The sequence below is a fragment of the Ramlibacter sp. genome, assembly GCF_035554825.1.
Lineage (GTDB): Bacteria > Pseudomonadota > Gammaproteobacteria > Burkholderiales > Burkholderiaceae_C > Ramlibacter.
The window spans coordinates 1-20,974 of record NZ_DATMHS010000091.1; the positions used below are offsets into that span (position 1 = coordinate 1).

At 70.1% G+C, this 20,974-nt stretch carries 17 protein-coding genes; 10 read left to right on the top strand and 7 right to left on the bottom strand.

Translation table 11 applies throughout. The features are described from left to right. The 3 genes from ligA to smc form a co-directional block, all read right to left on the bottom strand. On the bottom strand, positions 1-1,824 hold a 1,824-nt coding region (gene ligA / locus VNT59_RS11460), incomplete at its 3' end, for an NAD-dependent DNA ligase LigA (RefSeq protein ID WP_325498538.1). Between the two features lies 1 nt (position 1,825). Beyond that, on the bottom strand, positions 1,826-2,872 hold the full coding sequence (locus VNT59_RS11465; protein ID WP_325498539.1) for a cell division protein ZipA C-terminal FtsZ-binding domain-containing protein: 1,047 nt from the start codon (positions 2,870-2,872) through the stop codon (positions 1,826-1,828). Next, entirely contained in the window at positions 2,869-6,384 is a 3,516-nt protein-coding gene (gene smc / locus VNT59_RS11470; protein ID WP_325498540.1) for a chromosome segregation protein SMC, read from the bottom strand. The genes VNT59_RS11465 and smc overlap by 4 nt, the downstream gene beginning before the upstream one ends. Positions 6,385-6,568: 184 nt before the next feature. Here smc and VNT59_RS11475 point away from each other — a divergent pair, with 184 nt between their 5' ends. Next, on the top strand, positions 6,569-7,468 hold the full coding sequence (locus tag VNT59_RS11475) for a DUF72 domain-containing protein (protein ID WP_325498541.1): 900 nt from the start codon (positions 6,569-6,571) through the stop codon (positions 7,466-7,468). A 1-nt stretch (position 7,469) separates the two neighbouring features. Here VNT59_RS11475 and VNT59_RS11480 read toward each other — a convergent pair whose 3' ends face one another. Continuing rightward, on the bottom strand, positions 7,470-7,910 hold the full coding sequence (locus tag VNT59_RS11480) for a MarR family winged helix-turn-helix transcriptional regulator (protein WP_325498542.1): 441 nt from the start codon (positions 7,908-7,910) through the stop codon (positions 7,470-7,472). Between the two features lie 186 nt (positions 7,911-8,096). Between VNT59_RS11480 and VNT59_RS11485 the strand changes: the two genes are divergently transcribed. Both VNT59_RS11485 and VNT59_RS11490 read left to right on the top strand, forming a co-directional pair. Further along, positions 8,097-8,561: a tripartite tricarboxylate transporter TctB family protein gene (locus tag VNT59_RS11485; protein WP_325498543.1), complete on the top strand. Its 465-nt coding sequence runs from the start codon at positions 8,097-8,099 to the stop codon at positions 8,559-8,561. Between the two features lie 10 nt (positions 8,562-8,571). Beyond that, positions 8,572-10,074, top strand: coding sequence for a tripartite tricarboxylate transporter permease (locus VNT59_RS11490; RefSeq protein WP_325498544.1), 1,503 nt, complete (start codon positions 8,572-8,574; stop codon positions 10,072-10,074). Between the two features lie 18 nt (positions 10,075-10,092). Here VNT59_RS11490 and VNT59_RS11495 read toward each other — a convergent pair whose 3' ends face one another. Continuing rightward, positions 10,093-10,476 (bottom strand): VOC family protein, encoded by a 384-nt coding sequence (locus VNT59_RS11495; RefSeq protein WP_325498545.1) that lies wholly within the window; start codon positions 10,474-10,476, stop codon positions 10,093-10,095. A gap of 93 nt (positions 10,477-10,569) precedes the next feature. On the opposite strand from VNT59_RS11495, the gene dapC reads away from it, so the two are divergent. The 6 genes from dapC to VNT59_RS11525 all read left to right on the top strand — a co-directional run bounded on the left by dapC (position 10,570) and on the right by VNT59_RS11525 (position 18,093). After that, positions 10,570-11,763, top strand: coding sequence for a succinyldiaminopimelate transaminase (gene dapC, locus VNT59_RS11500; protein ID WP_325498546.1), 1,194 nt, complete (start codon positions 10,570-10,572; stop codon positions 11,761-11,763). Positions 11,764-11,773: 10 nt separating this feature from the next. Then, positions 11,774-12,598, top strand: a complete 825-nt coding sequence (gene dapD / locus VNT59_RS11505; RefSeq protein WP_325498547.1) for a 2,3,4,5-tetrahydropyridine-2,6-dicarboxylate N-succinyltransferase — start codon at positions 11,774-11,776, stop codon at positions 12,596-12,598. A 148-nt stretch (positions 12,599-12,746) separates the two neighbouring features. Further along, a complete protein-coding gene (locus VNT59_RS11510; RefSeq protein ID WP_325498548.1) occupies positions 12,747-13,907 on the top strand; it encodes a PilT/PilU family type 4a pilus ATPase in 1,161 nt (386 codons plus the stop codon). Further along, the gene (gene dapE / locus VNT59_RS11515; RefSeq protein ID WP_325498549.1) at positions 13,907-15,079 is read left to right on the top strand and encodes a succinyl-diaminopimelate desuccinylase; all 1,173 of its coding nucleotides are present in this window, start codon (positions 13,907-13,909) and stop codon (positions 15,077-15,079) included. The genes VNT59_RS11510 and dapE overlap by 1 nt, the downstream gene beginning before the upstream one ends. 138 nt (positions 15,080-15,217) lie before the next feature. Continuing rightward, positions 15,218-16,084 carry a 50S ribosomal protein L3 N(5)-glutamine methyltransferase gene (prmB, locus tag VNT59_RS11520; protein WP_325498550.1) on the top strand — a complete coding sequence of 289 codons (867 nt, stop codon included), beginning with the start codon at positions 15,218-15,220 and terminating at the stop codon, positions 16,082-16,084. Continuing rightward, on the top strand, positions 16,081-18,093 hold the full coding sequence (locus tag VNT59_RS11525) for an ABC-F family ATP-binding cassette domain-containing protein (protein ID WP_325498551.1): 2,013 nt from the start codon (positions 16,081-16,083) through the stop codon (positions 18,091-18,093). Before prmB ends, VNT59_RS11525 begins: the two co-directional genes overlap by 4 nt. 61 nt (positions 18,094-18,154) lie before the next feature. Here the strand turns inward: VNT59_RS11525 and VNT59_RS11530 are convergent, their stop codons facing one another. Next, entirely contained in the window at positions 18,155-19,573 is a 1,419-nt protein-coding gene (locus tag VNT59_RS11530) for a sensor histidine kinase (protein ID WP_325498552.1), read from the bottom strand. Continuing rightward, complete coding sequence (locus VNT59_RS11535; RefSeq protein WP_325498553.1) at positions 19,570-20,259, bottom strand: response regulator transcription factor; 690 nt, start codon at positions 20,257-20,259, stop codon at positions 19,570-19,572. Before VNT59_RS11535 ends, VNT59_RS11530 begins: the two co-directional genes overlap by 4 nt. Before the next feature lie 139 nt (positions 20,260-20,398). Between VNT59_RS11535 and VNT59_RS11540 the strand changes: the two genes are divergently transcribed. Then, positions 20,399-20,884 (top strand): tripartite tricarboxylate transporter TctB family protein, encoded by a 486-nt coding sequence (locus VNT59_RS11540; RefSeq protein ID WP_325498554.1) that lies wholly within the window; start codon positions 20,399-20,401, stop codon positions 20,882-20,884. Positions 20,885-20,974: the final 90 nt, after the last annotated feature.

A 20,974-nucleotide genomic window follows, 5' to 3' on the forward strand; every position in this document is an offset into this window, starting at 1 on the left:
CTGCTGGAAGAAGGTGTGGATGCTCTCGGCGACGACCGGGCCGACGTCGGGTACTTCCAGCAGCTGCTCCACGCCCGCATCCATGATGGCGTCGAGCCGGCCGAAGTGCCGCGCCAGGTCCTTGGCGGTGGCCTCGCCCACGTGCCGGATGCCCAGGCCGTAGAGGAAGCGCGGCAGCGTGGTGTGCTTGGAGCGCTCCAGGGCGGCCAGCAGGTTCTGCGCCGACTTGTCGGCCATCCGCTCCAGATTGGCGATGGCCGCGAAGCCGAGCCGGTACAGGTCCGCGACGGTGCGGATCACATTGCCTTCGACCATCTGGTCGACCAGCTTCTCGCCCAGGCCCTCGATGTCCATCGCCCGGCGCTGCGCGAAATGCAGGATCGAGAACTTGCGCTGGGCGCCGCAGAACAGGCCGCCGGTGCAGCGGTGGTCGGCTTCGCCCTCTTCGCGCACGGCCTCGGCGCCGCACACCGGGCAGTGCCGCGGCATGGTGAACTGGCGGGCGTGGGCATGGCGCTTGTCCGGCACCACCGCCACCACTTCGGGGATCACGTCGCCGGCGCGCCGCACGATCACGGTGTCGCCGACCCGCACGTCCTTGCGCCTGGCCTCGTCCTCGTTGTGCAGCGTGGCGTTGGTCACGGTGACGCCGCCGACGAACACCGGGGCCAGCTTGGCCACCGGCGTCAGCTTGCCGGTGCGCCCGACCTGCACGTCGATGGACTCCACGGTCGTGAGCTGCTCCTGCGCCGGAAACTTGTGCGCGACCGCCCAGCGCGGCTCGCGCGTGACGAAGCCCAGGCGCCGCTGCAGCGCCAGGCTGTTGACCTTGTAGACCACCCCGTCGATGTCGTACGGGAGCCGGTCGCGCTGCTGGCCCACCGACTGGTGGTAGGCCACGAGTTCGTCCGGTCCGGTGGCGACCGTGGTGTGGTCGCTGACCGGCAGGCCCCAGGCGCGCAGCGCCTGCAGCACCTCGTCGTGCGTCTCGAATTCGGGCCCGCCCTGCTGCGGCGGCGTGATCTCGCCCCAGCCGTAGGCGAAGAAGCTCAAGGGCCGCCGGCGGGCGATGTTGGGATCGAGCTGGCGCACGGCGCCGGCGGCCGCGTTGCGCGGATTGACGAAGGTCTTCTCCCCGCGTGCGCCCTTGGCGATCTTCTCGCGCTGCAGCTCGTTCAGGCGCTCGAAGTCGTCGCGCCGCATGTAGACCTCGCCGCGGACCTCGAGCACCGGCGGCACCGCCCGCGCGCGGGCAGCGGGCGGGTGCCTGGTTGCGGCGTCCGCGTGCCCCCGCGGCGCCGAGGCCGCGACCGGTCCGGCGTGCAGCCGCAACGGAATCTGCCCGATGGTGCGGATGTTCTGCGTGACATCCTCGCCGACCTCGCCGTCGCCGCGGGTGGCCGCCTGCACCAGCACGCCGGCTTCGTAGCGCAGGCTGATCGCGAGGCCGTCGAACTTCAGTTCCGCCACGTACTCGATCGGCGGCTCGGCCTCGGCCAGCCCCAGTTCCCGGCGCACGCGGCCGTCGAACTTGCGGGCGCCGGCGGCCTCGATGTCGGTCTCGGTGCGGATCGACAGCATCGGCACCCGGTGCCGCACCTTGGCGAAGCCCTCCAGGACCTGGCCGCCCACGCGCTGGGTCGGCGAATCGGCGGCCAGCAGCTCGGGATGCGCCGCCTCCAGTGCCTGCAGTTCGTGAAAGAGCCGGTCGTACTCGGCGTCCGGAATCTCCGGCGCGTCCAGCACGTAGTACTGGTGGGCGTGGTGATGGAGCAGCTCGCGCAGCGCGTCCACGCGCTCCCGGGTCCTGGCGTCCGCGCTCATCTCAGGAGAACAGGCGGCGGGCGAGCGGCGAGCCGGCCCCCAGGTCGCGCGCCTCGAGGGTGTCGTACAGCTGTTCGAGGTCGCGCCCGATCACGTCCAGCGCCTCGGGCTGGATCGGCTGGCCGTTGTCGTCGGTGACCACGCCATCCATCCCGGTCGCCAGCGCCGTCGCCGCCTCGCGCATCCGGGCGAACGGCTGCTCGCCGCGTTCGACCTGCGGCACGTCCAGGCTCAGGGTCACCTGCCGCAGCGCCGACTGCTCGGGATCGTCCGCCATCGCGGCCTGGCTGTCGAAGGACAGCCCGAGCAGCGGCGGCGCCCCGGCGGTGCTCGCGGGCAGCACCATCCGTCCGGGCAGCGCCCCCGCGACGAAGCCCAAACGGCTGGCGTGCTGCTGCACGTAGCCGGGGCTCCACGCCGCGTTGCGCGCGCGCAGGGTGAACGACAGCTGGGCGTCGTGCGCGCTGGCGAACTGGTCGAGCTCGCGCGCCCGCGCCACCTCGTCCAGCATCTCCGGAAAATCCGGCGTGCCGTTGACGGCATCGGCGAAGGCCTGCGCCTTCATCACGAATTCGGAGTATTCGATTTCGTTGAGCGCGCCCACCCGGTTGGCCAGCTGGACCCCGGCCTGGAAGCCGCCGTAGCGCTGGCCGGGACGCGGGGTTTCCCACTGCTGCGTCCCTTCGTTCAGGCCTTCCACCGCGAACGGCTTGGTGCCGGCGCGGCGGGTCGGCGGCAGGGCCGCGAGCGCGGCCTCGCCCGAGGCCGGCGCCTCCAGCGCGATCGGCGCCAGCACGTCGATCAGGGCGTCGAGCCCGGGCCTTCGTTCCGGCACCGGCAGGGGCGGCGGGGCCGCGTCGAAGGCCGGCTCCTGGCGGCCGGCATCCAGCGTCGGTTCCTGGCGCGCGGCCTCGGCCGGATCGGGCGCGGCCGCGCTGGCGAGCGGCCGGCGCGGCGTGTTGCGCCGCGAGGTCCAGGCGTTGTAGGCTACCAGCGCCGCCAGCACCAGCGCGCCGATGAGGATGAGCCCCAGCGTGAAGCCGCTCATGCGGCTTCCGCCATGGAGACCGCGGATTCCATGTCCACCGCCACGATCCGCGAGACGCCCTGCTCCTGCATCGTCACGCCGATCAGCTGCTCGGCCATCTCCATCGCGATCTTGTTGTGGCTGATGAACAGGAACTGGGTGCCGCGGCTCATGCTGCTCACCAGCTTGGCGTAGCGCTCGGTGTTGGCGTCGTCCAGCGGCGCGTCGACCTCGTCCAGCAGGCAGAACGGCGCCGGATTCAGCTGGAAGATCGCGAACACCAGCGCGATCGCCGTCAGCGCCTTCTCGCCGCCCGACAGCAGGTGGATGGTCTGGTTCTTCTTGCCCGGCGGCTGCGCCATCACCTGCACCCCGGAGTCCAGGATCTCGTCGCCCGTCATCACCAGCTTGGCGTTGCCGCCGCCGAACAGCTCGGGGAACATCTTGCCGAAATGCTCGTTCACGGTGTTGAAGGTGCCGGCCAGCAGCTCGCGCGTTTCGCCGTCGATCTTGCGGATCGCGTCTTCCAGCGTCGTGATCGCCTCGTTCAGGTCCGCCGACTGGGCGTCCAGGAACTGCTTGCGCTCGCGCGCGGTGCTCAGTTCCTCCAGCGCGGCCAGGTTGACCGCGCCCAGGGCCGCGATCTCGCGGTGCAGGCGGTCGATGTCGCCCTGCATGCCGGCCAGCCGCACGTTGCCTTGCTCGATCGACGCGGCCACCGCCGCCAGGTCGGCCTGGGCGTCGGCCAGCAGCTGCGTGTACTGCTCGAAGCCCAGCCGCGCCGCCTGTTCCTTCAGCTGGTATTCGGTGATCCGCTGGCGCAGCGGATCGAGTTCGCGCTCCAGCTGCAGCCGGCGCTCGTCGCTGGCGCGCAGCTTGGCCGTCAGGTCGTCGTATTCGCTGCGTTTGGCCCCCAGCGCCTGCTCCCGTTCGAGCTTGAGGGCCAGCGCGCTCTGCAGGCCGGCCTGCGCCGCGGCGTCGGTGAGCCGGGACAGTTCCTCGCCCGCCCGTTGCTCCTCGGCCGCGATGCTGCCGGCCTGCTGGTCGGCGGTCTCGATCGCGCGCTGCAGTTCCGCCAGCCGTGCGGCCAGCGAACGCTGCGAGAACTGCGCTTCCTGCGCCTGCCGCTCCAGGCTGCGGTGCTGTTCGCGGCTTTCGGCCAGCCGGCGCTCGGCCTCGATCACGCGCTCGTCGAGCTGGGCGTGGCGCTCCTGGCTGTCCGCCAGCTGCATGTCCAGCTCCTCGAACCGGCCCTCGGCCGTCACCCGGCGCTCCTGCAGGTCCTCCAGCTGGGCGTCGACCTCGGCCAGGTCGGCGTCGATCTGCTCGCTGCGCACCCGCGTCTGCTCCGCCAGCTGCTGCAGCCGCAAGGTTTCGACCTGCAGTTCGTGGGCGCGGCTCTGCGTTTCCGCGGCTTCGCGGCGGGCCACGACCAGCCGCTGCGACGCGTCGGTGTACGTAGCTTCGGCCCGGATCAGGGCCGTGCGCGCCTCCTCGGCGATCAGGGCCTGCGCGCGCAACTGCTTTTCGAGGTTCTCGATTTCCTGCTGGCGGGCCAGCAGGCCGGCCTGCTCGCTGTCCTGCGCATAGAAGCTGACGCTGTGCGCGCTCACGGCATGGCCGCTTTGCACGTAGATCACCTCGCCGGGCTGGAGCTGCCCGCGCGCCGCCAGCGCCTCCTCCAGCGTGCGCGCCGTGTAGCAGCCATGCAGCCAGTCGGCCAGCAGCGCCTGCTGGCCGGCGTCGTTCAGGCGCAGCAGTTCGGCCAGCCGCGGCAGCGCCGCGGCGCCTTGCGGGGCGGCGGCCGGCGGCGGACTGTAGAAGGCCAGCTTGGCCGGCGGCACGTCGGCGGCGAAGGCGCGCACCATGTCCAGCCGCGACACCTCCAGCGAGTTCATGCGCTCGCGCAGCGCCGCCTCCAGCGCGCCTTCCCAGCCCTGCTGGATGTGGATGCGCGTCCACAGCGCCTGCAGGTGGTCGAGGCCGTGCTTGGCCAGCCACGGCTTGAGCTTGCCGTCGATGCGCACCTTCTCCTGCAGCGCCTTGAGCGCCTCCATGCGGGCCGAGAGATCGGCCTGCTTGTGGCTTTCGCTGTTGACCGCCTGCTGGCGCCCGCGCCGGTCTTCGTCCAGCTGCGGCACCTGCTCCTGCAGTTCGTGCAGCCGCGCGTCGGCCACTTCGGCCGCCTCCTGGGCCGCGGCCAGCTGCGTCTGCAACTGGGCGAGCCGCTCCTGGTCCGGCGCGGCGAGCGCATTGCGATCGACCGCCAGGCGCTCGCGGCGCTGCCCGAGCTGGCGCGACTGCTCCTCGATGTTGCGCTGATCGGCGGCCAGCACCTGGATCTGCTGCTGGACCTGGGCCACCGCGCCGCGCTGCTCCAGCGAGCGGGCCTGGGCCTGGCGCAGCGCCTCTTCGAGCTCGGGCAGCTGCTGCATCTGGTCTTCGACCTGGGCCGCCAGCAGCGCCGCCTGCTCCTCGGCATGCTCGCCCTGCGCGCCGAGCCGTTCGGTTTCGGCGGCGGCCTCGTCCTTGCGGGCCGCCCACTGCGCGGTCTGCTCCTTCAGCTGCACCAGGCGCTGTTCCACCCGCTGCCGGCCCTCGACGACGAAGCGGATCTCGGCTTCCAGCCGGCCCACCTCGGCGCTGGCCTCGTACAGCTGCCCCTGCGCCTGGTTGACCTGGTCGCCGGCGGCGTAGTGGGCCTGCCGGATCGTCTCCAGCTCGCTTTCGACGCGGCGCAGGTCGGCCACGCGCGATTCGAGGTCGTTGGTCGCCTTCTCGGCATCGGCCTTGATCCTGGCCTGGTCGGCCTCGCTCTCGGCGCGCTTGAGGAACCACAACTGCTGCTGCTTCAGGGTGGCTTCCGCCTGCAGCGTGTTGTAGCGCTGGGCGACCTCGGCCTGCTTCTCCAGCTTGTCCAGGTTGGCGTTCAGCTCGCGCAGGATGTCCTCGACCCGCGTCAGGTTCTCGCGCGTGTCGGACAGCCGGTTCTCGGTCTCGCGCCGGCGCTCCTTGTACTTGGACACGCCCGCCGCTTCCTCGAGGAACAGGCGCAGTTCCTCGGGCTTGGACTCGATGATCCGGCTGATCGTGCCCTGGCCGATGATGGCGTAGGCGCGCGGCCCCAGGCCGGTGCCCAGGAACACGTCCTGCACGTCGCGCCGGCGCACCGGCTGGTTGTTGATGTAGTAGCTGGACGTGCCGTCGCGCGTGAGCACGCGCTTGACGGCGATCTCGGTGAACTGGCTCCACTGGCCGCCGGCCCGGTGGTCGGCGTTGTCGAACACCAGTTCAACCGAAGCCCGCGAGGCCGGCTTGCGGTGATTCGTGCCGTTGAAGATCACGTCCTGCATCGACTCGCCGCGCAGCTCGCTGGCCTTGGACTCGCCCAGCACCCAGCGCACGGCATCCATGATGTTGGACTTGCCGCAGCCGTTGGGCCCGACCACCCCCACCAGCTGCCCCGGCAGCATGAAATTGGTCGGTTCCGCGAACGACTTGAACCCTGACAGCTTGATCGAATTGAGACGCACGGCCTGCCTGTTGACTGACGGAACGGGAGGCACCGGCTCGGCACCGGCACAGTGGCCCGCATGATACCTGTGCCGGATCGGCGCTCGGCCGTGGTCGGGAACGCCCGCCCCGCTTGCAACCAGGCGTAAACCGGACACCCGGGCGCGGCGGCGTTCTGGCACAACGGCGCCATCCACATCCGTCATGGCAGGCCACATCCGCATCGGCGTTTCCGGCTGGCGCTACGCGCCATGGCGCGGCAACTTCTATCCGCCCCGGCTGGCGCAGTCCCGCGAACTCGAATACGCCGCGCGCGCCTTTTCCTCCATCGAGCTCAACGGGTCGTTCTACTCGCTGCAGCGGCCATCGAGCTACCGCCAGTGGGCGCAGCAGACGCCGCCCGGCTTCGTGTTCGCGGTCAAGGGCGGTCGCTACATCACCCACATGCTGAAGCTGCGGCACGCCGACACCGCGCTGGCGAACTTCTTCGCCTCGGGCCTGCTGGCGCTGGGCGACAAGCTCGGGCCGATCCTGTGGCAGTTCCCGCCGCAGATGAAGTTCAACGCCGACCTGTTCGAGGCCTTCTTCCGGCGGCTGCCGCGCACCAGCGCCCAGGCGGCGCGGCTGGCCAGGGGCCACGACGAGCGGCTGCAGGGCCGGGTCGCGCTCGAAGCGCCGCTGGAGATGCCGCTGCGCCACTGCGTCGAGGTGCGGCACGACAGCTTCGTCGATCCGGCCTTCATCGCGATGCTGCGCCGGCACGGCATCGCCTGGGTGGTGGCCGACACGCCGCGGCCCTGGCCCCTGTTCGAGGACCTCACGGCGGACTTCGTCTACCTGCGGCTGCACGGCTCGACCGAGCTGTACAACAGCCGCTACAGCGGCGAAGAGCTCGAACGGTGGGCCCGCTTCATCCGCTCCTGGGCCGCCGGTCGGCAGCCGCGCGATGCCCGCCTGATCTCCCGGGAACGGCCGGCCGCCAGCGCCGGCCGCGACGTGTACTGCTACTTCGACAACACCGACAAGTTGCACGCGCCGGACAACGCGCGCGAGCTGATGCAGCTGCTGGGGCTGCAGGCGTGCCCGGCCCCGGCGGCGGTGTGAATCAGGCCTTCTCGCGCGGCCGGCCCGGCAGGTCGCGCGCCGCGGCGTCCACGGCGTCGCCCAGCACCTGCCACTGCTCCAGGTGCTGCACCGCCAGGCGGTTGAGGTAGTTGCGGCCCTTGGGCAGCAGGTGCACTTCCACCTGGCGCCGGTCGGCGCGGCCCGGCTTGCGGCGCACCAGCCCGGCTTCCTCGCAGCGCGACACCAGCGCCACCGCGCCATGCGGCTTGGCCTGCAGCAGCTCGGCCAGCTCGCCGATGGTTGCCCACTCGCGATCGGGCATGCCGGCGATGTGCACCATCAGCTGGTACTGCAGCGAGGTGATGCCGAGCTCGTGGGCGGCGTCCTCGCTGAAGCGCAGGAAGCGGCGCAGCGCGTAGCGGAACTGGGAGAGCGCCGCCAGCTGTTGCTTGGTGGCGGCGATGGAAGCGGATGCGGGCATGAATGACGCGCCCATCCCGGATGTGGTGTGGCGCGCGGCCGAATGTATCAAACCGGCGCCGCCACGACGCAAAAAGCTCTCAGCGTAATTGCTCATGACATGACATAACTCATGTCATATCGTGATGCTTTTGACCCCCCGGCTGCCGCAACGAGGACCGCGGCGCCCGTTTGTGAGGAAAAATCGGTGAGACTTGCCATCCGCAACCAGAAGAATTTCGTTTCCGGCTTGCTGTACATCGCCTGCGGCCTCGGCTTCGCCGCCGGCGCGACCAACTACAACCTGGGCACCTCGGCGCGCATGGGCCCGGGCTACTTCCCGTTCTGGCTCGGCCTGCTGCTCGCCTGCATCGGCGCCATCGTGCTGGCGGCGGCGCTGCGCCCGCACGCACCGCCGGAACGGCTCCCCAAGCTGGACCTGAAGACGCTCGGCTGGGTGCTGGGCTCGGTGGCGCTGTTCGCCCTGCTGCTGGCGCCCCTGGGCCTGGCGCTGGCGCTGGTCGCGCTGGTGCTGGTTTCCAGCATGGCCAGCCACGAGTTCGGCTGGAAGGGCGCGGTGCTGAACGCCGCGCTGCTGCTGGCGCTCTGCATGGGCGCCTTCGTCTATGGGCTCGGCCTGCAGCTGCCGCTGTGGCCCTCGTTCATCGGTTGAGGGCCGCGCGATGGAACTGCTCGATCACCTCGCGCTCGGCTTCGAGACGGCCGTCACCTTCCAGAACCTGCTGTACTGCTTCGTCGGCTGCGTCCTGGGGACCCTGATCGGCGTGCTGCCTGGCCTCGGCCCGTCGGCGACGATCGCCATGCTGCTGCCCGTCACCTACACGCTGCCGCCGGTGGCGGCGCTGATCATGCTGTCGGGGATCTACTACGGCTCCCAGTACGGCGGCTCCACCACAGCGATCCTGGTCAACCTGCCGGGCGAGTCGTCGTCGGTGGTGACCGCGATCGACGGCTACCAGATGGCGCGCCAGGGCCGCGCCGGCGTCGCACTGGCCACCGCCGGCCTGTCCTCGTTCGCGGCCGGCTGCTTCGCCACGCTGGTGCTCGCCGCCTTCGCCACGCCGATGTCGGAGCTGGCGTTCAAGTTCGGCCCGGCGGAATATTTTTCGCTGATGGTGCTGGGCCTGGTCGGGGCCGTGGTGCTGGCCTCGGGCTCGCTGATCAAGGCCGTGGGCGCGATCATCCTGGGCCTGCTGCTCGGTCTGGTGGGCACCGACGTCAACTCGGGCGTGGCCCGCTTCTCGTTCGACATCCCCGAGCTGACGGACGGCCTGAACTTCGTCGGCCTGGCGATGGGCCTGTTCGGCTTCGCCGAGATCGCGACCAACCTGGAGCAGCGCGAGCACCGCGAGACCTTCACCAACAAGGTGACCAACCTGTTCCCGACCCGCGAGGACTTCCGGCGGATGATCCCGGCGGCGATCCGCGGCACCGCGCTCGGCACCCTGCTGGGCATGCTGCCCGGCGGCGGCGCAACGCTCTCCTCCTTCGCCTCGTACACGATCGAGAAGAAGATGTCCAAGCATCCGCGCGAGTTCGGCCACGGCGCCATCGAGGGCGTGGCCGGGCCCGAAGCGGCCAACAACGCCGGCGCCCAGACATCGTTCGTGCCGCTGCTGACGCTGGGGATCCCGTCCAACGTGGTGATGGCCCTGATGGTGGGCGCAATGACGATCCACAACATCCAGCCCGGCCCGCAGGTCATGACCGGCAACCCGTCGCTGTTCTGGGGCCTGATCGTCTCGATGTGGGTCGGCAACCTGATGCTGATCGTGCTGAACCTGCCGCTGATCGGCGTCTGGGTCAAGCTGCTCAAGGTGCCGTACCGCTACCTCTACCCGGCGATCCTGGTGTTCTGCTCGATCGGTGTCTACTCGATCAACAACAACGTGTTCGACGTCTTCCAGGCCGCCGCCTTCGGCCTGATCGGATACTTCTTCGTCAAGCTGTCGGTCGAACCCGCGCCGCTGCTGCTCGGGTTCGTGCTGGGGCCGATGATGGAAGAGAACCTGCGCCGCGCCATGCTGCTGTCGCGCGGCGACTTCTCGACGTTCTTCACCCGCGGGCTGTCGCTGGGGCTGCTGGTGACGGCGGCCATCCTGGTGGCGCTGGTGGCCCTGCCGGCCATATCCAAGACCCGGGAAACGGCCTTCCAGGAGTCCTGAACGGCGCCACGCGCGCCGTCAGTGGACGTCTTCGTGCAGGCAGAGGTAGTTGCCCTCGGTGTCGCGGAACCAGGCCGCCTTCTCCGAGCCGAGCACGCAGACGTGCCCGACCGTGCGCAGGTCGGGCAGGTCGTAGTCCTCGAACACGACGCCTGAGCGCTCGAGCTCGCGCACCGTGCCGGCGATATCGGCGACCTCGAAGCTCACGGCGGTGTGCTCGGCCTTGGTGCCCTCGGGCTTCGGAAACAGCGCGATGGTGGCGCCGCCGGCGCAGCGGTAGAGGAACTTGCCGTCGGGTCGCGGCCCTTCCGGCACGAAGCCGAGCTTGCCCTCGTAGAACGCTCGGGCACGCTGGATATCCTTGACGGGCAGCATGGTCGTGATGCTCGATGCGGACAGCATGGCGGACTCCTGGGACGCAAGGGCGTGAAGCATAGCCGGCGCCGTGCGGGATTCAAGCCGGCGCCGCCACGGCCGAGCACGGATAATCGGGGCATGAATCCCTTGTTGTCCCGCCTGCAGCCCTACCCCTTCGAGCGGCTGCGGCAGCTCGTCGCCGACATCACGCCCAACCCCGCCTACCGGCCGATCAGCCTGGGCATGGGCGAGCCCAAGCATCCGACGCCGGAGCTGGTCAAGCAGGCGCTGGCCGGGGCCCTGGGCGGGCTGGCCAGCTACCCGGCCACGGCCGGCGAGCCGGCGCTGCGCGAGGCCTGCGCCGGCTGGGTGCAGCGGCGCTACGGTGTCACCCTGGACGCGAGAACGCAGGTGCTGCCGGTCAACGGCACGCGCGAGGCGCTGTTCGCCTTTGCCCAGACGGTGATCGATCCGGGCCGCCAGCCGATCGTGGTCGCGCCCAATCCCTTCTACCAGATCTACGAAGGGGCGGCGCTGCTGGCCGGCGCGCAGCCGCATTACGTGGCCAGCGACGCCGCCCGCAACTTCGCGGTGGACTGGGACAGCGTGCCGGCGGCGGTCTGGGCACGCACCCAGCTGCTCTACGTGTGCTCGCCCGGCAACCCGACCGGCGCCGTGATGCCGCTGGCGGAATGGCGCAAGCTGTTCGAGCTCTCGGACCGGCACGGCTTCGCGATCGCCTCCGACGAGTGCTACAGCGAGATCTACTTCTCGGGCGAGCCGCCGCTGGGGGGCCTGGAAGCGGCCAGGCGGCTGGGCCGCGACGACCTGCGCAATCTCGTGATGTTCACGAGCCTGTCCAAGCGCAGCAACGTGCCGGGCATGCGCAGCGGCTTCGTGGCCGGCGACGCGGCGCTGCTGAAGCAGTTTCTGCTGTATCGCACCTACCACGGCAGCGCCATGAGTCCGGTGGTGCAGCAGGCGAGCATCGCGGCCTGGAACGACGAGCAGCACGTGGCCGACAACCGGGCCCAGTACCAGCGCAAGTTCGCGCAGGTGCTGCCCCTGCTGCAGCCGGTGCTCGACGTGCGGCTGCCGGACGCCGGCTTCTACCTGTGGGCCGGCGTGCCGGGCAGCGACACCGATTTCGCCCGCGAGCTGCTGGCTCAATACAATGTGACGGTGTTGCCGGGCAGCTATATCGCCCGCGAGACGGCCGCCGGCGGCAACCCCGGCCAGGGCCGGGTGCGCATGGCACTCGTCGCCGAGACCGCCGAATGTGTGGAAGCCGCGCAACGCATCGTCCAGTTCGTCCAGTCCAGATCCAAATAAAGTCCAAGCCATGAGCCAGCAGTTGCAGCAGATCATCGACGCCGCGTGGGAGGACCGCGCCAACATCTCGGCCAAGGCCGCCCCGAAGGAAGTGGCGCAAGCCGTGGAACACGTGATCGCGGAGCTCGATGCCGGCCGGCTGCGCGTCGCCACCCGCCAGGCCGTGGGCCAGTGGACGGTGCACCAGTGGATCAAGAAGGCCGTGCTGCTGTCGTTCCGGCTGCGCGACAACGAGATCGTGCGCGCCGGCGACCTCGGCTTCTACGACAAGGTGCCGACCAAGTTCGCCGACGTCACGGCCGAACAGATGGCGGCCAGCGGCGTGCGCGTGGTGCCGCCGGCGGTCGCCCGCCGCGGCAGCTACCTGGCCAGGAACGCCATCCTGATGCCCAGCTACGTCAACATCGGCGCCTACGTCGACGAGGGCACCATGGTCGACACCTGGGCCACCGTCGGCTCATGCGCCCAGGTCGGCAAGAACGTCCACCTGTCCGGTGGCGTGGGCCTGGGCGGGGTGCTGGAGCCGCTGCAGGGCAATCCGACCATCATCGAGGACAACTGCTTCATCGGCGCCCGCTCCGAGATCGTCGAGGGCGTCATCGTCGAGGAGAACTCGGTGATCTCGATGGGCGTGTACATCGGCCAGAGCACCAAGATCTACGACCGCTCGACCGGCACGGTGAGCTATGGCCGCATCCCGGCCGGTTCGGTGGTGGTGTCGGGCAACCTGCCCAGCGCGGACGGCAAGTACAGCCTCTATTGCGCGGTGATCGTCAAGCGCGTCGATGCGCAGACCCGCGCCAAGACCAGCCTGAACGACCTGCTGCGGGACTGAAGTCAATGAGGACCGGACGCAGCGGACGCCAGGGATACGCCGAGGACGCGAGCGGGCCCGGGAGGACGGCTTGGCCGTGCTTCCCGTCCGCTGCGGACTGTCTGCGACCTGGGGGTCCGGCGGTCCGCGTTCGATCGAGGAGCATGGCATGAGCGGCACGATGGAGCGCATCCTGAGGCTGATGAGCGAGAAGAAGGCGTCGGATGTCTACCTGTCGGCCCATGCGCCGGCGCTGATCAAGATCAACGGCCAATGCCTGCCGATCAACAACCAGCTGCTGCCGCCGGACGCGCCGCGGGCCCTGATGGCCGAAGTGCTGCCCGGCGAGCGCATGAAGGAGCTGGAGGCGACCGGCGAGCTGAACATGGCGCACGCGATCGAGGGCGTCGGCAACTTCCGCTTCTCGGCGATGCGCCAGCGCGGCACGTACGCCGCCGTCATCCGCTACATCACCACCGACATTCCCGCGCTGTCCTCGCTGTCGGTGCCCATGATCCTGGGCGAGCTGATCATGGAAAAGCGCGGGCTGCTGTTGATGGTGGGCGCCACCGGCTGCGGCAAGAGCACCACGCTGGCGGCGATGATGGACCATCGCAACGAACGGGTCTCCGGCCACATCCTGACGATCGAGGATCCGGTCGAATTCCTGTTCCGCAACAAGAAGTCGGTGGTCAACCAGCGCGAGGTCGGCAGCGACACGGAGTCGATGCAGACGGCGCTGAAGAACGCGCTGCGGCAGGCGCCGGACGTGATCCTGATCGGCGAGATCCGCGACCGCGAGACCATGTCGGCAGCGATCGCCTACGCCCAGTCGGGCCACCTGTGCCTGGCGACCATGCACGCCAACAACAGCTACCAGGCGCTGAACCGCATCCTCAGCTTCTACCCGGTCGAAGTCCGCCCGACCATGCTGGGCGACCTGGCGGCCGCGCTCAAGGCGGTGGTGTCGCAGCGCCTGCTGCGCACCGTCCACGGCAGCCGCACGCCGGCGGTCGAGGTGCTGCTCAACACCAAGCTGATCGCCGAGCTGATCGAGAAAGGCGACTTCTCCGGCATCAAGGAGGCGATGGAGAAGTCGATGGCCGAGGGCTCGCAGACCTTCGAGCAGGACATCGCCCGACTGATCACCGAGGGCTTCGTCGACAAGAAGGAAGGCATGGCGTACGCCGACTCGCCCACCAACCTGCAGTGGCGGCTGCAGAACGATTTTGCCGTCAAGGACAGGCGGGAGGAGGAGGAAGGCGCGTCGGAGGAAGACCTCGACGACGAACCGTCCTTCACCGAAATCACGCTGGACGTGAAGCATTGATGAACCGGGCGCTGCACCTCACCGAACAACTGATCTCCCGCCGCTCCGTCACGCCCGAGGACGCGCAGTGCCAGCAGATCCTGGCGCAGCGGCTGCAGGCACTGGGCTTCGGCTGCGAGCACATCACCAGCGGACCGGACGACTTCCGCGTCAGCAACCTGTGGGCGCTGCGCCCCGGCCGGGCCCGTGAGCGCGACCAGGGCGGCACGCTGGTGTTCGCCGGCCACACCGACGTCGTGCCGACCGGCCCGCTGGCGCAGTGGACCAGCGACCCGTTCACGCCCACCCACCGGGACGGCAAGCTGTACGGCCGCGGCGCGGCGGACATGAAGACGTCGATCGCCTCGTTCGTGGTGGCGGTCGAGGAGTTCCTGGCGGCCATGCCCGACCCGGCGCTGTCGATCGGCCTGCTGATCACCAGCGACGAAGAGGGCCCGGCGGTGGACGGCACCGTGGTGGTGTGCGAGCAGCTCAAGGCGCGCGGCGAGCGGCTCGACTGGTGCATCGTGGGCGAGCCCACGTCGGTGGAGCGCGTGGGCGACATGGTCAAGAACGGCCGCCGCGGCAGTCTCAGCGGCAAGCTCACCGTGCGCGGCGTGCAGGGGCACATCGCCTATCCCCAGCTCGCGCGCAATCCGATCCACCAGGCGCTGCCGGCCCTGGCCGAACTGGCGGCGATCGAGTGGGACCGCGGCAACCGGTTCTTCCCGCCGACGAGTTTCCAGGTCAGCAACATCCATGGCGGCACCGGCGCCACCAACGTGATCCCGGGCGCGCTGGTGGTGGATTTCAACTTCCGCTTTTGCACCGAATCCACGCCGCAGCAGCTGCGTGAGCGCACCGAAGCCGTGCTGCGGCGCCACGGCCTCGACTACGAGTTGCAGTGGGTGGTGGGCGGCCTGCCCTTCCTGACCGATCCGGGCGTGCTGGTCGGCGCGGTGCAGGCGGCGATCCGCGCCGAGACCGGGCTGGAGACCGAGCTGTCGACCACCGGCGGCACCAGCGACGGACGCTTCATTTCGCAAATCTGTCCGCAAGTGGTCGAACTGGGGCCGGTGAACGCGACCATCCACAAGATCGACGAGCACGTTTGCGTGGCGGACATCGAGCCGCTGAAGAACATCTATCGCCGGGTCCTCGAGCATCTCGAGGGAAGGTTGGCGCCCGCATGATTTCTTGAAGGCAGAGGGCGAAAAGAGCACGCAGAGGACGCGGAGAACAGCCGATTTGCACAGAGGTTCTACTCTGCGAATCCTCCGCGCCCTCTGCGTTCAAGAACTCCCGGCGCCTCAGCATTTCCCCGCCTCCGCATGACCCTCATCGAACTCGTCAACGACAGCGCCGCCCGGCTCGAGCAGGCCGGCGTGGCGTTCGGCCATGGCACCACCAATGCCTTCGACGAGGCCGCGTGGCTGGTGCTCTGGGGGCTCGGACTGCCGCTGGACGAGCTCGACGCGGTGGCGGCGCTGGCGGTCTCGCCGCAGCAGCGCGCGAGCGTCGAGCAACTGGTCGGCGAGCGCATCCGCACCCGCAAGCCGGCCGCCTATCTCACCCGCGAAGCCTGGCTGCAGGGGGTGCCCTTCTACATCGACGAACGCAGCATCGTGCCGCGCAGCTTCATCGCCGAACTGCTGGCGGGCGGCGACCTCGACGCCTGGCTGCAGACGCCGCAGGGCCGCATCCTGGACCTGTGCACCGGCAACGGCAGCCTGGCCGTGCTGGCCGCCATGGCCTATCCCGAAGCCGCCGTGGACGCCGCCGACATCTCCGCGGACGCCCTGGCGGTGGCCCGCATCAACCTCGAAAAGCACCAGTTGCAGGAGCGCATCCACTTGATCGAATCCGACGGCCTCGCTGCCGTGCCCGGCCGCTACGACCTGATCCTGTGCAATCCGCCGTACGTCAACGCCGACAGCATGGCGCAGTTGCCGCCGGAGTACCGGGCCGAGCCCGCGCTGGCGCTGGCCGGCGGCGTCGACGGCATGGATTTCGTGCGCCGGTTGCTGCGCGAGGCGCCGGCGCACATGAACGCGGGGGCCGCGCTGGTGCTGGAGATCGGCAACGAGCGCGCGCATTTCGACGCGGCCTTTCCGCAGCTGGCCGCCATCTGGCTGGACACCAGCGCCGGCGGGGACCAGGTGCTGCTGCTCACCCGCGAAGCCCTGGAGCGCCCGTGATCATCCTGCGCAACGTCACCTTGCGCCGCGGCGTCAAGGTCCTGCTCGACCAGGTGTCGGTGACCCTCAACCCGGGCGAGAAGATCGGGCTGGTCGGCCGCAACGGCGCCGGCAAGTCGTCGCTGTTCGGCCTGATCAACGGCAGCCTGCACGAGGACGCCGGCGAGTTCACCATGCCCGCGCACTGGCGGTTGAGCCAGGTGGCGCAGGAGATGCCGGAGACCGACGAATCGGCCACCGACTTCGTGCTGGGCGGCGACACCCGCCTGATGGAGCTGCGCGCCGCCCTCGCCCGCGCCGAGGCGGCCCACGACGCCGACGCCGCCGAGCGCGGCATGGAGATCGCGCACCTGCACTCCGACCTGGCCGATGCCGGCGAGCACGATGCCGGACCGCGCGCGCAGTCGCTGATCCTCGGGCTCGGCTTCCAGCCGGCGCAGCTGCACGAGCCCGTCAGCAGCTTTTCCGGCGGCTGGCGGATGCGCCTGCAGCTGGCGCGCGCCCTGATGTCGCCTTCGGACCTGCTGCTGCTCGACGAGCCGACCAACCACCTCGACCTCGACGCGCTGGTGTGGCTGGAAGCGTGGCTGAAGCGCTACCAGGGCACGCTGATCGTGATCAGCCACGACCGCGAATTCCTGGACGCGGTCACCGACGGCACGGTGCACATCGAGCGCCAGCAGCTGACCCGCTACGGCGGCAACTACAGCGCGTTCGAGACGCTGCGGGCGCAGCAGCTGGAACTGCAGCAGGCCGCCTATTCCAAGCAGAAGGAAAAGATCGCGCACCTGCAGAAGTTCATCGACCGCTTCAAGGCCAAGGCCAGCAAGGCCAAGCAGGCGCAAAGCCGGGTGAAGGCGCTGGAGCGGATGGAGAAGATCGCGCCGGTGCTGGCCGAGGCCGAATTCACCTTCGAGTTCAAGGAGCCGGCGAACCTGCCCAACCCGATGCTGGCGATCAGCGACGGCGTGTTCGGCTACCGGCCGGAGCACGCGGGCGGCTCGCCCAAGATCATCCTGCGCCACGTCGACAAGTCGGTGCTGGCCGGCCAGCGCATCGGCATCCTGGGCGCCAACGGCCAGGGCAAGTCGACGCTGGTCAAGACCGTCGCCCGCACCATCCCGGCGCTGGGCGGCACCGTCACCGAAGGCAAGGGCCTCAACATCGGCTATTTCGCGCAGCAGGAACTCGACGTGCTGCGCCCGGACGACACGCCGCTGGAACACATGGTGCGGCTGGCGCGCGAACTCGGCCCCAACGCCGGCGAGTCCGGTCGCGAGCAGGACCTACGCAACTTCCTGGGCACCTTCAACTTCAGCGGCGACATGGTCAGCCAGGCCGTCGGCACCATGAGCGGCGGCGAGAAGGCGCGGCTGGTGCTGGCCATGATCGTCTGGCAGCGTCCCAACCTGCTGCTGCTGGACGAACCGACCAACCACCTGGACCTCGCCACGCGCGAGGCCCTGGCGATGGCCTTGAACGAGTTCGAGGGCACCGTGATGCTGGTCAGCCACGATCGCGCCCTGCTGCGGGCGGTCTGCGACGAGTTCTGGCTGGTGGGCCGCGGCCAGGTGCAGCCGTTCGACGGCGACCTCGACGACTACCAGCGCTACCTGCTGGAGGAGTCGCGGCGGCTGCGCGACGAAGCGCGCGCGCAGGCCAGCGCCCCGGCGGCGGCGCCCGCGGCCGCACCGGCCGCCGCGCCGCCAGCGCCGGAACGCACGCCCCACGAGCAGCGGCGCCTGGAGGCGCAGCAGCGGCAGCAGCTCGCGGCGCAGACCAAGCCGCTGAAGCGCGAACTCGAACAGGCCGACCGCCGCATGGCCCAGCTCGGTGCGGCGAAGGCCGAACTCGAAGCGCGGCTGGCGGCGCCCTTGCCCCCGGCCGAGATCGCCGATGCCGGCAAGCGCCTCAAGGGCATCAACGACGAGCTGGCCGCGCTGGAAGAGCGCTGGCTGGAACTGTCGGGTCGGATCGAGGCCATCGAGACCAGCGGTTCGCCTTCTTGAGCCGGGCGGCGGCCGCAGTCCGGACCAGGAGCGCCACGCCGCTGGCCGGCTCTGAAGCCGGCTAGGGCCCGCCGCCCCCGCCGTCCCGGACCTCGCTCGGGAACGACACGCGCGACACCCAGCCGGTGCCGCCCGGACCGCTGCCGAGCGTCATCCGGGCGCCCATGAGCCGCGCATATTGCGCCACCAGCGCCAGGCCCAGGCCGGCGCCCTCGCCCAGCAACTGGCCGGCCTCGCCCTGCGCCCCGCGCTGCATCAGCTGCAGTTGCAGCTCGCCGGGCAGGCCCGATCCGTTGTCCTGCACCGAGAGGATGGTCTGCCCCCGGCCGTGCTCGATCGCCACGGTGATCGCCGGGCTCCCGTTCTTGCCGTCGATGCCGTAGCGCATCGCGTTGTCCAGCAGGTTGTTGAGGATGCCCTCGATCAGTGTCGCGTCGCCCCGCACCGGCGCCGGCGCGTCGATGCCGAGGGCGCCCAGGTCGACCCCGGCGGCGTCGGCGGCCGGCAGGAACCGCAGCACGGCGAGCCGCACCAGTTCGTCCAGCCGCACGTCCTCGAGCTTCAGGCCGGCCTCGGCTTCGCTCGCCACCGCCAGCTCGAGCAGCTGGTCGACCAGCCGGCTGGCGCGGGCCTGGCTGCTGGCGATCCGCTCGAGCTGGTCGCGCCAGGCGGCCGGATCCTTCTGCGCCAGGCCGTAGTCGGCCAGCGCCCGGATGCCGGCCAGCGGCGTGCGCAGCTCGTGCGCCACGTTGCCCGCGAACTCGCGCTGCGCCCGCACGCTGCGCTCCAGCCGCTGCAGCAGCGCGTTGATCGCGCCCTCCAGCCGCACGATCTCGGCCGAGGTGGCCGGCACGTCCAGCGGCGCCAGATCGTTGGCATGGCGGTTGTCGACGGCCTGCTGCAGCTGCTCGAGCGGCCGCAGGTCGCCGCGGATGGCCCGCCGCATCCACCAGGCCACCAGGCCCAGCAGCGCCAGTTGCGGAGCCAGCGAATACAGCAGCAGCCGCCGCAGCATCGCGCGGCGTCCCACCTTGGTCTCGGCCACCACCAGGTCGAACGGCGCCGGATCCTCGCGGTGCAGGCTCACCGCGCGCAGGCTGCGGCCATCGAGCTCGATGTCGGCGAAGTGGTGCTCGGCGTCGACGGCGGCGGCCGCCGGCAGCCGCAGCTGCGGGTCGCCGGCCAGCGCGCGGCCATCGGCCGCGCGCAGCGAGAACAGCATGGTCTCGACCGGGTCGTAGAGGATGGTTTCCAGCTCGCGCGGCGAGAAGCCGACGCCGATCGTGCCGCCCTCGACGCGCACGTGCGATGCGAGCAGGTACGCATCGTCCAGCAGCGAGCGGTCGAAGGCGCGCTGGGTGAAGAAATGGGCGATGCCGAGCGCGACGACGGTGCCCACCAGCCAGGTGAGCGCCAGCGGCACCAGGACGTGGCGCAGGACGCGCGAGCCGAGCGACGCGGCGCCGCCCGGCGGCTTCAAGCCTCCGCCTCCAGCAGGTAGCCCAGGCCGCGCAGCGTGCGGATCTGCACCCCCGAGCCGGCCAGCTTGCGCCGCAGCCGCGACACGAAGGCTTCGAGCGCGTTGTCGCCCAGCGCGTCCTCCAGGTCCGACAGCTTGGCCGAGAGGCTGCGCTTGCTCACCACCCGCCCGGCCGGCGTCATCAGCTCCCACAGCACCTCGAACTCGCGTGCCGGCAGCTCCAGGTCGTCGCCGTCGATGCGGAAGCGCCGCGCGTGCCGGTCCAGCGAGAGCCGGCCCACCTGCACCTGGTCCTGCGTGCCCTGGGTGCGCCGCACCAGGGCCCGCAGCCTGGCCTCGACCTCGGCCAGGTCGAAGGGCTTGCCCAGGTAGTCGTCGGCACCGGCGTTCAGGCCCGCGATCCGCTCGTCGGTGCGGTTGCGCGCCGTCAGCACCAGCACCGGCGTCTGGTCGCCGCGCGAGCGCGCCGCCCGCAGCACCGTGAGGCCGCTGCCCAGCCCGCTGCGCGGATGGGCCGAATGCGGCAGGTTCAGGTCGAGCAGCACGGCGTCGAACTGCTGCACCCGCCACAGGTATTCCGCCTCGTCCAGCGCGCCCGCGACGTCGACGCGATGCCCGGCATCGCGCAGGCTGCGCAGCATCACGTCCCGCAGGACCAGGTCGTCTTCCACCAAGAGGATTCTCATGTTTGCGGGTGTATCTCCCAACCGATGCCCACACTCTACGCACTTCCCCTGACCGCAGCGGTCAGTCTCCGGTCAGGCCGCGCCGTCGATAAACAGCACTCCCGCGCGGCACGGTCGCGCTCGTTCGAAAAGTCACCTGATGAAGATCAAGAGCCAAAAGGATTTCTATTCCGGCCTCATGTTCATGGCGGTCGGAATCGCGTTCGCCTGGGGCGCGACAACCTACACCATCGGCGAGGGCGCGCGCATGGGACCCGGGTACTTCCCGCTGATGCTGGGATTGTTGCTCACCGCCCTGGGCGGGTTCATCGTGTTCGAAGCCATGGTCGTCGAGACCGAGGACGGCGAGCCGATCGGCGCCTGGGCCTGGAAGCCGCTGGGCTTCATCATCGGCGCCAACCTGCTGTTCGGCGTGCTGCTGGGCGGCCTGCCCAGCATCGGCCTGCCGGCGATGGGAATGATCCTGGCGATCTACGGCCTGACGTTCGTGGCCGCCCTGGCGGGGGACGAGTTCAACCTCAAGGAAGTGGTGATCCTGGGCACGGTGCTGGCGATCGGCAGCTACCTGGCGTTCATCGTGCTGCTGAAGCTGCAGTTCCAGGTGTGGCCCACCTTCATCGGCTAAAGCCTCTAGAAAGACAACATGGATCTCGTTTCCCACCTGGCGATGGGCTTCGGCGTCGCCGTCACGCCCATCAACCTGCTGTATGCCTTC